This window comes from Mycobacterium bourgelatii (assembly GCF_010723575.1).
Classification (GTDB): domain Bacteria; phylum Actinomycetota; class Actinomycetes; order Mycobacteriales; family Mycobacteriaceae; genus Mycobacterium; species Mycobacterium bourgelatii.
The window spans coordinates 2,700,700-2,714,314 of record NZ_BLKZ01000001.1; the positions used below are offsets into that span (position 1 = coordinate 2,700,700).

Below are 13,615 nucleotides of genomic sequence, written 5' to 3' on the forward strand. Positions count from 1 at the left end.
CGTGGCGGTGCGACCGGCGGCGGTGGCAATCATCGGGCTCGCGTGCAGGTTTCCGGACGCCGAAACTCCGGCTGAGTTCTGGCGCCTGCTGCGTGATGGGCGCGAGGCCAGTCAATTGCCCTACGAGGCCGCCGAATTCGACGCAGACTTCTTTCATGTATCCCCCCGCGAAGCCCGTGTCATGGATCCGCGCCAACGCCTGGCATTGGAACTGACCTGGGAGTGTCTCGAAGACGCCTTCGTGAAGCCGGATACGCTGCGCGGCCAACATGTTTCTGTTCACTTCGGCGCGATGAACGACGACTACGCCGTCCTGGCACTCAGCGACTCCGTCGACGAACTTGATCACCATGCGTTTGCCGGCCTTAGCCGCGGGATGATCGCCAACAAGATTTCTTACGTGTTCGGACTGCACGGTGCCAGCATGACCGTCGATTCCGGTCAGTCATCGTCCTTGGTGGCGGTTCACCTTGCCTGCGAAAGCCTGCGCAGCGGTGCATCGTCCGTGGCGATAGCCGGCGGCATCCACCTGAACCTGGCCGGCGAAACAGCCGCGTTGGAAAGGGAATTCGGCGCGTTGTCACCGACGGGACGCACCTGCGCCTTCGACGCACGTGCCGACGGATACGTGCGCGGCGAGGGCGGCGCCGTGCTGTTGTTGAAGCCGTTGGATGCCGCGCTTCACGACGGAGATCGAATCCACGCCGTCATCCGGGGCAGCTCGGTGGGCAACGCCGGGCACAGCGCCGTCGCGCAGACCGTTCCGTCGGCCGCCGCACAAACCGACGTTGTCCGTCGCGCACTGACCGAGGCGGGGCTGCAGCCGGAGGACGTTCAATACATCGAGGCCCACGGCACCGGAACCGAAATCGGCGACCCGGTCGAACTCGCCGCGCTCGGTGAAGTGTTCGCCGACCGTCGGCAACACCCGGTGACCATCGGGTCCGTCAAGACCAACATCGGCCACGCGGGCGGCGCGGCTGGGGTCGCGGGTCTGCTCAAGGCGGTCCTGGCGATCGAAAACGCGGAAATACCGCCAAGTCTCAACTACACGGGGCCCAAACCCGGAATCGACATGGCTCGCCTGGGCCTGCAGGTCGGCACCACCCTGACCCCCTGGCGGGACCGGCCGCGCCGCGCGGGAGTGTCGTCGTTCGGGATGGGCGGGACCAACGCTCACATGATCCTGGAGGAAGCCCCAGCGCAATCGCCCGAGCCGAAATACGTTGTTAATCACGATGATCTGAATATCGCCGACATCCCGTGGGTGCTGTCGGCCCGTTCCGCCTCGGGATTGGCCGCACAGGCACAAAAGCTGCTCACCCATTGCAACAGCCATCCCGAGTTGCGTGCTGCCGACGTGGGGTGGTCGCTGATTTCCACCAGGTCGGTGTTCGAGCACCGGGCGGTCGTGACGGGGACCGATCGCGACGCACTGTTGAACAAACTGGCTGGTTTGGCCGCCGGCGAACCCACGGACGACGTGGTGACGGGTAGCGCACGGTCGTTGGGCAAGACGGTGTTCGTGTTCCCCGGCCAGGGCGCCCAGTGGCTCGGAATGGGGCGTGGGCTGCACCAACGATTCCCGGTCTTCGCGCAGGCCTTCGACGAGGCCGCGCAGGCATTGGACGCACACCTTCGGCTGCCACTGAGTCAGGTCGTGTGGGGCGAAGACGCTGCGCTGCTGGAAAATACCGAGTTCGCGCAACCGGCGCTGTTCGCCGTCGAAGTGGCGCTGGCAGCGCTGCTACAGAGTTTCGGTGTGGTGCCGGACTTCGTGATGGGCCACTCGATCGGCGAGATCACCGCGGCGCATGTCGCCGGCGTGCTGCCGCTGACCGACGCCGCCAAAGTGGTCGCGACGCGTGCGCGACTCATGGCGGGACTGCCCGCAGGCGGCGTGATGATTGCGGTGGCCGCCGCTGAGGATGAAGTGGTGCCGCTGCTGCGGCAGGGTGTCTGCATCGCGGCGGTGAATGCGCCTGACTCGGTGGTGATTTCGGGCGAGGCATCCGCGACGGGTGCGATGGCCGATCACTTCGCAACATTGGGTCGGCGGGTGCATCGGTTGCCGGTTTCGCACGCGTTTCATTCCGAATTGATGGAGCCGATGGTTGAGCGGTTCGCCGCGGAGTTGGCCGGCATCTGGGCCGCCCAACCGCGAATTGGGCTGATATCGAACGTGACTGGCGAGGTGGCTGGTGCCGGCTACGGGTCGCCCGAGTATTGGCCGGAGCATGTGCGCCGGCCGGTGCGCTTCGCCGACGGTGTTCGAACGCTGGCGTCGCTGGGTGCCGGGGTATTTGTCGAGGCCGGCCCCGCAGCCGGATTGATCGCGGCCGTGCAACAGTCGTCAGGCACCGATCCCGACGCGGCCGTGGTGGCCATGATCAAGGATCGCCCAGAGATCACGTCGGTGCTGACCGCGGTGGGGTCGCTGTTCGCCGCAGGTGTCGATATCGACTGGGTTCCGATGTTGGACGGGGCACGCGTGCGGCGGGTGGAGTTGCCGACCTACGCCTTCCAGCGGCGCCGATTCTGGCTGGGGGCTACGGCGGACGCGGCGCCCAACGCCGCAGTGGATGACGAAAGCGCCGCGACATTCGCCGAGCGATGGCGGGCGCTGGCCCCGGCGGAGCGCGTCAACCAGCTGGTCGAGCTGGTGTGCACGCAAGCGGCCGTCGTGCTTGGTCACGCGAGCGGCCAGGACGTCAGCGTCAATTCCGCCTTCCAGGACCTGGGCTTCGACTCGATGGCCGGGGTCGAGCTGCGAAACCGGCTCAAAAACAAAACCGGGTTGCCTTTATCGCGGACGCTGATCTTCGACTATCCAACCCCCATCGAGCTCGCGGATTACCTTGCTGAACAGTTGTCTGACAATCCATCGGACGAATCGGAAGACGAGAATATTCGGTCGTTATTAATGCGAATTCCTATTCGAGAACTTCGAAGAACGGGTTTGTTGGACAAGCTATTAGCGCTGGCTGGGCAGGAAAATCAGCTGCTCAAGCCCACTGTGAGTGATGATGTCATAGATTCCCTCAGTCCGGACGCACTAATTGCGATGGCGCTGAATGTCGCGGACAGCGATGAGGTCAAGTGATGGAAATAACACAAGCGTCTAATATGTGAGGCTTTGCGCCCCTGATTAAACTCGCCTAAACTTCGAATGTAGTTTGCGGGTCAATCGGTGCTATTAGACACACGTAAATTAGCGCGAAGCGTGCAGAAAGCAGGGGCATGAGCGTCATCGCAGGGGTGTTCGGGGCGTTGCCACCCCATCGCTACAGCCAGAGCGAGATAACCGACCAGTTCGTCGAGTTTCCCGGTCTTAAGGAACACGAAGAGATCGTTCGGCGCCTGCACGCCGCTGCGAAAGTCCAGAGCCGGCATTTCGTCATGCCGCTGCAGCAGTATCCGACCCTCACCGACTTCGGTGACGCGAACGAGATTTTCATCGAAAAGGCCGTAGACCTCGGCTGTGAGGCCCTGCTCGGCGCGCTCGAGGAAGCCGGATTGCGACCGCAGGACATCGACATGATCGCGACCACGACGGTCACCGGGGTCGCGGTTCCGTCGCTGGATGCGCGCATCGCGGGCCGGCTCGGCCTGCGTCCCGACGTCCGCCGAATGCCGATGTTCGGCCTGGGGTGTGTCGCTGGAGCGGCCGGGGTGGGTCGCCTGCACGACTACTTGCGTGGTGCGCCCGACGGGGTGGCGGTCCTGGTAGCGGTCGAACTGTGTTCGCTCACCTATCCGGCCGTCAAGCCGACGGTGTCGAGTCTGGTTGGCACCGCGTTGTTCGGCGACGGCGCGGCCGCGGTGGTTGCCGTGGGCGACCGGCGCGCCGAACAGTTGCGCACCGGCGGGCCGGAAATAGTCGACACGCGCAGTCGCATGTACCCCGATTCGCTGCACATCATGGGTTGGGACGTCAGCTCCGACGGCCTGCAACTGCGGCTTTCGCCCGACCTACCGAACCTCATCGACCAGTACTTGCTTGACGATGTCGACGGCTTCCTGGCCGAACATCAACTGACCCGGAATGACATCGGAGCGTGGGTGAGCCATCCTGGCGGCCCCAAAGTCATCAACGCCATCACCAACAGCCTCGGGCTGGCCCCGGAGGCGCTGGAGTTGACCTGGCGCTCGCTCGGCGAAATCGGCAATCTGTCCTCGGCCTCGGTGCTGCACATTCTGCGCGACACCATTGAAAAGCGCCCGCCCAGTGGAAGTCCCGGTTTGATGATGGCGATGGGCCCCGGATTCTGCTCAGAGCTGGTGCTACTGCGCTGGCAGTAATTCCTTGATTTCGACGGTCAATCCGGGCTTAGGGGACAACGAGGCGAGATTTGCCGGACGAATGCGCTGAGCGGGTAACTCCAGCTTTGTCCTGGCGATGAGGCGGGCAAGCATCACGGTCATTTCGGTGGTGGCCATGGCCGCGCCGATACAGCGATGCAACCCTCCGCTGAACGGGATGAACTCGTGCGGAGCGGGCTTGCGATAGTCGGGCCTGGCGGCGTCCCACCGCTCTGGACGGAATTCGGTTGCATCGGGCCATATTTCGTCGAGACGGTGGGTGACGTAGGCGCTGAAGATGAGCATTCGTCCGGCCCGGATGCGCTGGCCGTCGAACGACAGGTCACGCATCACCCTGCGGGCCGAGATCACCCCGGGCGAATAGAGCCGAAGTGTCTCCTGCACAACGCCGTTGAGGTAGCTGAGCCCGGCGAGGTCTCGGGCCGTCGGTGCCCGCCCCCCGAGCACCCGGTCAATTTCGTCGGCCGCGGTCTCCCAGGCGCCCGGGAGGGTCAGCAGGGTGTAGGCCGCCCAGGCCAGCGCGCCGCTGGTGGTCTCGTAGCCGGCGGTGATGAGGGAGATGATCGCATCACGTATTTCGTCGTCGCTCAGCGCGTAATTCTCTTCGCCGCGGCCGTTGATCAGCATGGTCATCAGGTGGTCGTCCGGTCGGGGCTGCTTTTTGGCATCGGCGATCTGGGTGTCGATCAAGTCGTTGATGCGCTGTCGGGCGGCCATTGCTCGTCGCCAACGGGCGGAATTCAGGCGCCGATGCAGTTGCGCCCACTGCGGGAGCTGATGGGTCAGGTCCAGCAATGGTTGGAGTTGTTCGCCGAGGAAGTCGGAGTGGACCGCGAGGCGCTGGCCGAACAACGATTCGGCGGTGCTACGCCGGACCGCCGAGCGGAACTGTTGGTAGAGATCGAGGCGTCGCCCCGGCTGCCAACCGTCGATGACGCGGTCGATGTTGGAGGCCATGATGTGGACGTATTCCTGGATCTGCCGGTGTCGCAGTCCCGGCGCCACCACACTGCGCCGGCGGCGGTGGTCGTCGCCGTCGCTGACGATGAGTGCCGTCGGGCCGTCGACGATCGCCAGGTTCTCGAAGGTCTCCCGCCAACTGAAGGCATCGGCGTTGGCGAAGACAAACTTATTCGCCTCGGCGCCAAGCAGATAGGTGTAGCCGTGCCGCCCAACACCGGCGTTCACCACGGGACCGCGGCGTCGGTATGTGGCCAGTAGCGCTTCCCCGGGTCGGTAGGGCAGCGTGCGATATGCGGTCATTCGAGCACCTCCGACAGTGCCAACCAACGCTCCTCGGCCTCTGCGACGTCATCTTCGAGGGCACGCAACTCTTGGGTCAACCGGTTGATGCCGACGTGGTCGGATTGGTCATGAGCGGCGATTTCGTTGTGTTTGGCCTCGATTCGTTCGGCCAGCCGCGCCAGTTGGCGATCGATCGCGGCCAGCTCCTTCTCCGCCGCGCGCCGTTGAGCGCCTGATATGGCTTGCGGCTCCGGTGATTTGGCCGCCGGAGCAGCTCCGGGGGCGGCACCCGCCTGGTCTTTGGCGGCGAGCAGTAGGTATTCGTCGATGCCGCCGGGCAGGTGCCGTAGCCGCCCGTCCAGAACGGCGTACTGCTGGTCGGTGACTCGTTCGAGCAGATACCGGTCGTGGGAGACGACGATCAGCGTGCCCGCCCAGGAGTCCAGCAAGTCTTCGGTGGCGGTGAGCATGTCGGTGTCGACGTCGTTGGTCGGTTCGTCCAGCAGCAGCACGTTCGGTTCGGACAGCAGGGTGAGCATCAGCTGCAGCCGACGCCGTTGACCACCCGACAGCTCGCGGACACGTGCGGAGAGCTGCCCGCGGCCGAAGCCGAGCCGCTCCAGCAACTGCGCCGGAGTCACCTCGCGTCCTTCGACCTCATAGCCGCCGCGCAGCCGCGCCAGCACGTCGGCGATCCGGTCGTCGGCGATCGCGTTGAGCCGGTCGCCCTGCTGGTCGAGAACGGCCAATTGGACGGTCTTGCCGCGCTTGACGCGTCCCGTGCTCGGTTGAACGGTGCCGGCTATCAGCCCCAGCAGGGTGGACTTGCCTGCGCCGTTGGCCCCGACAATGCCGGTGCGTTCGCCTGGGGCGATGCGCCATTCGATGTCGCGCAGCACTTCGCGTCCGTCGAACGAGACGGACACGTCGAGCAGGTCGATGACATCCTTGCCGAGTCGGGCCATCGCCAGCTTGGCCAATTCGACGGTGTTCCGCAGGGGCGGCACGTCGGCGATGAGCTGGTTGGCGGCCTCGATCCGGAACTTCGGTTTCGACGTCCGCGCCGGGGGACCGCGCCGCAACCACGCAAGCTCCTTGCGCATCAGGTTCTGCCGCTTGGCCTCGGCGGCAGCGGTGATGCGATCGCGCTCGACGCGCTGCAACACGTACGCGGCGTACCCGCCTTCGAACGGTTCGACGATCCCGTCGTGCACCTCCCAGGTGGTGGTGGCGACTTCGTCGAGGAACCAGCGGTCGTGCGTGACCAAAAGGAGCCCACCGGTGTTGCGGGCCCAGCGTTGTCGCAGGTGGCCCGCCAGCCAGGTGATCCCCTCGATGTCGAGGTGGTTGGTGGGCTCATCGAGGGCGATGACGTCCCACTCGCCCACCAGTAGTTGGGCCAGCTGGACGCGTCGTCGCTGCCCCCCGCTGAGCGTGGCAATGGTTGCGTCCCAGGCGATGTCGGACACCAGGCCGGCGACGACGTCACGGATGCGGGCGTTGCCGGCCCATTGGTGTTCGGGTTGGTCGCCGACCAGTGTCCAGCCGACGGTGTGTTCCGGGTCCAGGGTGTCCGCTTGGCTCAGCGCGCCGACCCGCAGTCCGCTGCGTCGAGTGACCCGGCCGGAGTCCGGCTGTACCTGGCCGGTGAGCAGGCCCAGCAGGCTCGACTTGCCGTCGCCGTTGCGCCCGACGATGCCGATGCGGGCGCCGTCGTTGACCCCCAGCGTGACCGATTCAAAGATCACCTGGGTCGGGTAAGCCAGATGTACGGCCTCGGCTCCGAGCAGGTGTGCCACGGGGCAAAACTACCGGGAACGCCAGGCCGCCGATGGCCCTGGCCAGGGCTCCAAGGATTTATTGAGAATCCTGCAAGGGGCTGCATCGAGTCTGTCCAGGTCCGTTCTGGTCGCGTGGGCGACCCGTAATACCCATGAGAAAGGCATCGTCGTGTGGACTCGGTTCTTGCTGATGTCCTGGTGGGAACGTGCCCTGACGGCGGCGAGCGTAAGCGCCTCTCTCCACATCGTGGGTTGGTGCGCCAACGGCATGCCGGTCAATGCCGACCAGCCGTGGTGGGCACCGCTGGTGGCGACGGCCGCGGCCATCCTGCTCGGCGCCGTCGTGGTCACCGCGTTTACCGAGCGATCGCACGCGCTATTGGTCAAGGCCCTCAGCGGCATCGACGCGGCACGGCGGCCGACGGCCGTGGCGGCCGCCTTGAGCGGACCGGTCCCGAGCGATGCGAACATCCGCGACGCCGCTATTCAGGTCAACCAACGGCGACTGCGGTCGGCCGTGATGTGGCGGGCGATCTGGTCGGCGTTGCTGAGCCTCGAGGTGCTGGCGTTGGTGGGAGCCGTGTGGGCTGGACGAACGCCACCCTGGGGCGGCCGCGATGCGATGTATCTCGTGGTTCATCTGGCGCTCACGCTGGCGGCCTGGCACACCACATTTGACGTCAAACACCGTCTCCAAATGCTCAGGGTGCCCGTAATGGCGTGATGCCGGCGACCCGACAAGGGCGCCGCGGCGTGTCACGCTTTGGAGCCGTGTCGGCCCGCGCCGTCTGAGAACCGCTTTGCGCCTGACTGCAATTCGGATGCCGAACGCGCCAGACTCGCGAACTCGAAATCCATCGCCTCTGCCTCGCTGCGGCCCCACTGATAGAGGGTCGACAGGCGGTCGGAGCGCAAGCAGTTCTGTGGCAACGCCGCGAGTTCGGCGGCCAGATCCTCTGCGGCCTCGCGGACGGTACCCGTTGGCACAACGCGATTCGCCAGGCCGATGGCCAGTGCCTCAGTCGCGTCGACCGAGCGGCCGGTGAGGATCAGATCCAACGCCCGACTGTGCCCGATCAGCCGGGGTAACCGGACCGTGCCGCCATCGATCAGGGGCAATCCCCAGCGTCGACAGAACACCCCGAACGTGGCGTCCTCCTCGACTACTCGTAAATCGCACCACACCGCCAGCTCTAGGCCACCGGCGACGGCATAGCCACTGACTGCGGCGATCACCGGTTTGGACAGGGTCAGTCGGGTGGGACCCATCGGCCCCGGACCGGTCGGGCTCACCGGGTTGAAGTCACCAGTCTCTGCCCCTTTCAAATCCGCGCCAGAGCAGAAATTTCCGTGCTCCCCCCACAGCACAGCCACCGACGCGGAGTCGTCACTGTCGAACTCCTCGAACGCGGCGAGGAGCGCAAGCGCAGCAGATCCGTTGACCGCGTTACGGGCCTCCGGTCGATTCATGATCACAGTCGTCACGGGTCCCCGCTTCTCGACCCGAACACCGCCACTGTTCTTGGGTTCAGTCGTCATGCCCACGATGTTGACGGTATCCGCACTGGCTGGGTTCCTGAGCCACTTGCTGGACGACGGAAGTACCGCCCCACACTGGCGCGAAGGCCGCTGACCGAACAAGTCCTTGCCTAATGGCAAGCGGCCCAAGGGTGATGTGCCATGATGTTCACGCTGGTAGAGGCCAAGTCTGAGCACTCAGGAGCAGCTGTGGATCTGAATTTGTCGATGGTGACACGCCCGGTGGAGCGATTGGTTGCCACAGCCCAGAACGGTCTGGAGGTGCTGCGGTTGGGCGGGTTGGAAACCGGCAGCGTCCCGTCGCCCTCGCAGATCGTCGAGAGCGTTCCGATGTACAAGCTGCGGCGATACTTCCCGCCGGACAACCGTCCCGGCCAGCCGCCGGTCGGCCCGCCGGTCCTGATGGTGCACCCGATGATGATGTCGGCCGACATGTGGGACGTCACCCGCCAGGACGGGGCGGTCGGCATCCTGCATGCCCGCGGACTGGACACCTGGGTCATCGACTTCGGCTCACCCGACAAGGTCGAGGGCGGCATGCGCCGGAACCTGGCCGACCACATCGTCGCACTCAGTCAGGCCATCGACACGGTGCACGAGGCCACCGGCCGCGACGTCCACCTCGTCGGTTATTCGCAAGGCGGGATGTGGTGCTACCAGGTCGGTGCCTACCGGCGTTCCAAGGCACTGGCCAGCATCGTGGCGTTCGGCTCCCCGGTGGACACCCTCGCCGCGCTTCCGATGGGCCTGCCGCCGAACATGGCACCCGCGATCGCCGACTTCATGGCAGACCACGTGTTCAACCGCATCAGCATCCCGAGCTGGTTGGCGCGCACCGGTTTTCAGATGATGGACCCGCTCAAGACCGCCAAGGCTCGGGTCGACTTCGTCCGCCAACTGCATGATCGCGAGGCACTGTTGCCACGCGAACAGCAGCGCCGATTCCTCGAGCGTGAAGGGTGGATCGCCTGGTCGGGTCCGGCCATCTCGGAGCTCCTCAAGCAATTCATCGCCCACAACCGAATGATGACCGGCGGCTTCGCTATCAACGGGCAGATGGTCACGCTGACCGACATCACCTGCCCGATCCTGGCATTCGTCGGCGAGGTGGACGACATTGGCCAGCCGGCGGCGGTGCGTGGCATCAGGCGCGCCGCACCGAACACCGACGTCTACGAATGTTCGATCAGGACAGGGCATTTCGGCCTCGTTGTGGGATCCAGGGCAGCCAAGGAAAGCTGGCCGACCGTGGCGGACTGGGTGCGCTGGATCGAGGGCAAGGGCGACAAGCCGGCGCAGATCACCCCGATGGTTGAGCAGCCGATCGAGCACAGCGACAGTGGCGTCGCGCTGAGCTCGCGGCTTGCCCACGGGCTAGGGGAGGTGTCCGAGGCAGCGCTTGCCGCTGCTCGCGGCGCCGCGGACGCCGTCGTCGCCGCCAACAAGTCCGTCCGTACCTTGGCCGTCGAAACCGCCCGCACCCTGCCGCGCCTGGCCCGACTGGGACAGCTCAACGACCACACCCGCATCTCGCTGGGCCGCATCATCGATGAGCAGGCCCGCGACCATCCGCAGGGTGAATTCCTGTTGTTCGACGGTCGCGTGCACACCTACGAAGCGGTGAACCGACGGATCAACAACGTCGTTCGCGGCCTCATCGAAGTCGGCGTGCGGCAGGGCGACCGGGTGGGCATCCTGATGGAGACCCGGCCCAGCGCGCTCGTGGCGATCGCGGCGTTGTCCCGGTTGGGGGCGGTCGCCGTGGTGATGCGCCCGGACGTCGATCTGGCCGAATCCTTCCGTCTCGGTAGAGTAGCCGAAATCCTCACCGACCCAACGAATCTCGAAGCGGCGCGCACGCTGCCGGGTCAGGTGTTGGTGCTCGGCGGTGGTGAGTCCCGCGATCTGGACCTGCCGGAAGATGCCTTGCAAACAGGCCAAGTCATCGACATGGAAAAGATCGACCCGGACGTCGTCGAGCTGCCCGCTTGGTATCGACCCAACCCGGGGTTGGCGCGCGACCTGGCGGCCATCGCGTTTACCGCGGCCAGCGGCGAGTTGGTGGCCAAGCAGATCACCAACTACCGGTGGGCGGTGTCCGCGTTCGGAACGGCCTCGACGGCTTCGCTCGACCGCAAAGACACCGTGTATTGCCTGACGCCGCTACACCACGAGGCGGCGCTGCTGGTGAACCTGGGTGCCGCGGTTGTCGGTGGCACCCGCATCGCGTTGTCCCGGGGACTGCAGCCGGAGCGGTTCGTCCAGGAGATACGGCAGTACGGGGTGACCGTCGTGTCCTACACCTGGGCGATGATGCGGGAAGTGGTTGACGACCCAGACTTCGAGTTGCACGGTAACCACCCCGTGCGGCTGTTCATCGGCTCCGGCATGCCAACCGGGTTGTGGGAGCGCGTCGTTGACGCTTTCGCGCCGGCGCGTGTCGTCGAATTCTTCGCCACCACCGACGGGCTGGCGGTGTTGGCCAATGTGTCCGGCGCCAAGGTCGGCAGCAAGGGCCGTCCGCTGCCGGGTGCCGGCCGGGTCGAACTTGGCGCCTACGACGCCGAACACGACCTGATCCTGGAGGATGAGCGGGGTTACGTTCAGGTGGCCGATGTCAACCAGGTCGGGGTGTTGCTGGCTCAGTCGCGCGGACCGATCGATCCGACCGCGTCGGTCAAGCGTGGCGTGTTTGCTCCCGGCGACACCTGGATTTCCACCGAATACCTGTTCTACCGCGACGAGGACGGGGACTACTGGCTGGTCGGCCGGCGCGGCTCAGAGGTCCACACCGCGCGCGGGATCGTCTACCCTGACCCGGTCAACGACGCGTTCGGCCGGCTCATCGGCGTCGACCTGGCATCGACCTACGGCGTCACGGTGAATGGCCAAGATGTCGCGGTTTCGGCGGTGACGCTGTGCAAGGGTGCGACCGTCACGGCCGCCGACCTGAGCGAGGCGGTCAACAAGATCCCGGTGGGACTGGGCCCCGACATCGTGCATGTGGTGCCCGAGCTGCCGCTGAGCCCCACGACCTACCGTCCGGTCGTCAGTACCCTCCGCGCGGCGGGCCTGCCCAAGCCGGGACGCCAGGTGTGGCACTTCGACTCCGCCAGCAAGGAATTCCGGCGTATGACCCCGGCCGTGCGTAGCGAATTGAGCGGGAAGCGCGAACACAGCGATGCTTGACCAGACGCTGCTGGACATTCTGGTGTGCCCGCAGGACCGGGGTCCGCTGGTGCTGGTTGCCGACGAAGGCGGGGAGCTGCTGTACAACCCGCGGCTGCGGCGTGCCTACCGTATCGAGGACGGCATCCCGGTCTTGCTCATCGATGAGGCTCGGGACGTCGACGACGAGGAGCACGCGCGGCTTATGGCACGAGGTCCGGCAGCTCCCCAGTGAGGTAGCGCTGCAGGTTCGGTGCGATCGTTCGCGCGATCTGGTCGGTGGGCAGCGACGCGAACGGCTCGATCTTGACGATGTAGCGCGCCATCACCACGCCCATCAATTGTGAGGCGACGAACTGGGTGCGGATCCTGCCGCTGCCTGGGGGATCGTCGACCCGCGAACCGACTTCGGTACCGATCACGTCTTGCAGAAACGTGCGCGCCAGGCCGACTTCGTCGCCGGCGATCAGCGAGCGCAGGGTCGCGATCAGCCCGGCACCCAACTCGGAGTCCCAGAGCGGCAGCAATATCGACGGCAGCCGATACCCGAGGTCCTCGACCGGGGTGTCGCGCAACTGCGCGATGACGTGCATCGGATCTATCGGTAGATGGATCGCGGCGGCGAAAAGTTGCTGCTTGGTGCCGAAATAGTGGTGCACCAGCGCGGCGTCGACCCCGGCCTTGGCCGCCACCGCCCGGATAGATGTTCGATCAATTCCGTTGAGCGCGAACAGGTCCCGCGCGCAGGCCAGGATTCGCTCCCGGGTGTCCGAGCTTCCCGCGGGTCGCCCTGGCCTGCGTGGAGCCATTAAGGCGTCCGCCTGTGCAACGTCGCCGCGGCCAGGCACAGCGCCACCAGCGCGAACCCCATCACAACGACCATGTCACGCACCGCGGTATATGTCAGCTCCGGATGCGCAGCCACCTGCTGCAACGCTTCGAGTGCGTAGCTGGCCGGCATGACATTGCTGATCCACTCGAGCCAATCCGGCATCGCCGGCCGCGGAACGATGACGCCGGCTAACAGCAACTGCGGCACGATCACCACGGGCATGAACTGTACGGCCTGAAACTCGCTGCGAGCGAACGCACTGCACAACAATCCCAGCCCCACGCCCAGAACCGCGTTGATGATCGCAATCACGAACACCCAGACCGGGTTTCCCGCCGTGCTGAACCCGAGGAACCAGAACGACACCAGGCACGCCAGGGTCGCCTGGGCCGCCGCCGCGATCGAAAACGCGGTTCCGTACGCCGCCAGCAGGTCGAGTCGGCGCAGCGGCGTGGTCAGGACGCGCTCCAAGGTGCCCGAAGCGCGCTCGCGTTGCATGGTTATCGATGTAATCAGAAACATCAGCAGCAGCGGGAAGAGGCCCAGCAGAATCAAGCACGCCCCGTTGAACGGCGTCGGGGTGCCGGGCCGGTGCGGCGCGTTTTGGAACATGAAGTACATCAGCGCGATGATCGCGCTCGGCACCACCAGGATCATGGCCACACTGCGGTGATCGGCGGCCAACTGCCGCAGGATGCGCACCGTGGTGGCGGTGTATCCCTTCAGG

10 protein-coding genes are annotated in these 13,615 nt (G+C 65.6%); 5 read left to right on the forward strand and 5 right to left on the reverse strand.

Going from position 1 to position 13,615, the window contains the following annotated elements; all coding sequences use genetic code 11:
* The first annotated feature begins 7 nt into the window (after positions 1 to 7).
* Positions 8 to 3,103 carry a type I polyketide synthase gene (locus G6N68_RS11900; protein WP_163718516.1) on the forward strand — a complete coding sequence of 1,032 codons (3,096 nt, stop codon included), beginning with the start codon at positions 8 to 10 and terminating at the stop codon, positions 3,101 to 3,103.
* Between the two features lie 107 nt (positions 3,104 to 3,210).
* Positions 3,211 to 4,302, forward strand: coding sequence for a type III polyketide synthase (locus tag G6N68_RS11905; RefSeq protein WP_263991958.1), 1,092 nt, complete (start codon positions 3,211 to 3,213; stop codon positions 4,300 to 4,302).
* Here the strand turns inward: G6N68_RS11905 and G6N68_RS11910 are convergent.
* Entirely contained in the window at positions 4,285 to 5,568 is a 1,284-nt protein-coding gene (locus G6N68_RS11910) for a cytochrome P450 (RefSeq protein ID WP_163718518.1), read from the reverse strand. The two genes, G6N68_RS11905 and G6N68_RS11910, sit on opposite strands and share 18 nt — an antisense overlap.
* Before the next feature lie 14 nt (positions 5,569 to 5,582).
* Positions 5,583 to 7,367 (reverse strand): ABC-F family ATP-binding cassette domain-containing protein, encoded by a 1,785-nt coding sequence (locus G6N68_RS11915; RefSeq protein WP_163712004.1) that lies wholly within the window; start codon positions 7,365 to 7,367, stop codon positions 5,583 to 5,585.
* 151 nt (positions 7,368 to 7,518) lie between these two features.
* On the opposite strand from G6N68_RS11915, the gene G6N68_RS11920 reads away from it, so the two are divergent.
* Positions 7,519 to 8,073, forward strand: a complete 555-nt coding sequence (locus G6N68_RS11920; protein WP_163712007.1) for a hypothetical protein — start codon at positions 7,519 to 7,521, stop codon at positions 8,071 to 8,073.
* A gap of 32 nt (positions 8,074 to 8,105) precedes the next feature.
* Here the strand turns inward: G6N68_RS11920 and G6N68_RS11925 are convergent, their stop codons facing one another.
* Positions 8,106 to 8,888 carry a crotonase/enoyl-CoA hydratase family protein gene (locus G6N68_RS11925; protein WP_163712010.1) on the reverse strand — a complete coding sequence of 261 codons (783 nt, stop codon included), beginning with the start codon at positions 8,886 to 8,888 and terminating at the stop codon, positions 8,106 to 8,108.
* A gap of 144 nt (positions 8,889 to 9,032) precedes the next feature.
* Between G6N68_RS11925 and G6N68_RS11930 the strand changes: the two genes are divergently transcribed.
* Together G6N68_RS11930 and G6N68_RS11935 are read left to right on the forward strand one after the other, a co-directional pair.
* Positions 9,033 to 12,077, forward strand: a complete 3,045-nt coding sequence (locus G6N68_RS11930; RefSeq protein ID WP_163718520.1) for an acyl-CoA synthetase — start codon at positions 9,033 to 9,035, stop codon at positions 12,075 to 12,077.
* Positions 12,070 to 12,291: a Trm112 family protein gene (locus G6N68_RS11935; protein ID WP_163712013.1), complete on the forward strand. Its 222-nt coding sequence runs from the start codon at positions 12,070 to 12,072 to the stop codon at positions 12,289 to 12,291. Before G6N68_RS11930 ends, G6N68_RS11935 begins: the two co-directional genes overlap by 8 nt.
* Here the strand turns inward: G6N68_RS11935 and G6N68_RS11940 are convergent.
* Both G6N68_RS11940 and G6N68_RS11945 read right to left on the reverse strand, forming a co-directional pair.
* Positions 12,260 to 12,865, reverse strand: coding sequence for a TetR/AcrR family transcriptional regulator (locus G6N68_RS11940; RefSeq protein ID WP_163712016.1), 606 nt, complete (start codon positions 12,863 to 12,865; stop codon positions 12,260 to 12,262). The genes G6N68_RS11935 and G6N68_RS11940 overlap by 32 nt on opposite strands.
* Complete coding sequence (locus tag G6N68_RS11945) at positions 12,865 to 13,614, reverse strand: ABC transporter permease (protein WP_240355728.1); 750 nt, start codon at positions 13,612 to 13,614, stop codon at positions 12,865 to 12,867. The genes G6N68_RS11940 and G6N68_RS11945 overlap by 1 nt, the downstream gene beginning before the upstream one ends.
* Between the last annotated feature and the right edge of the window lies 1 nt (position 13,615).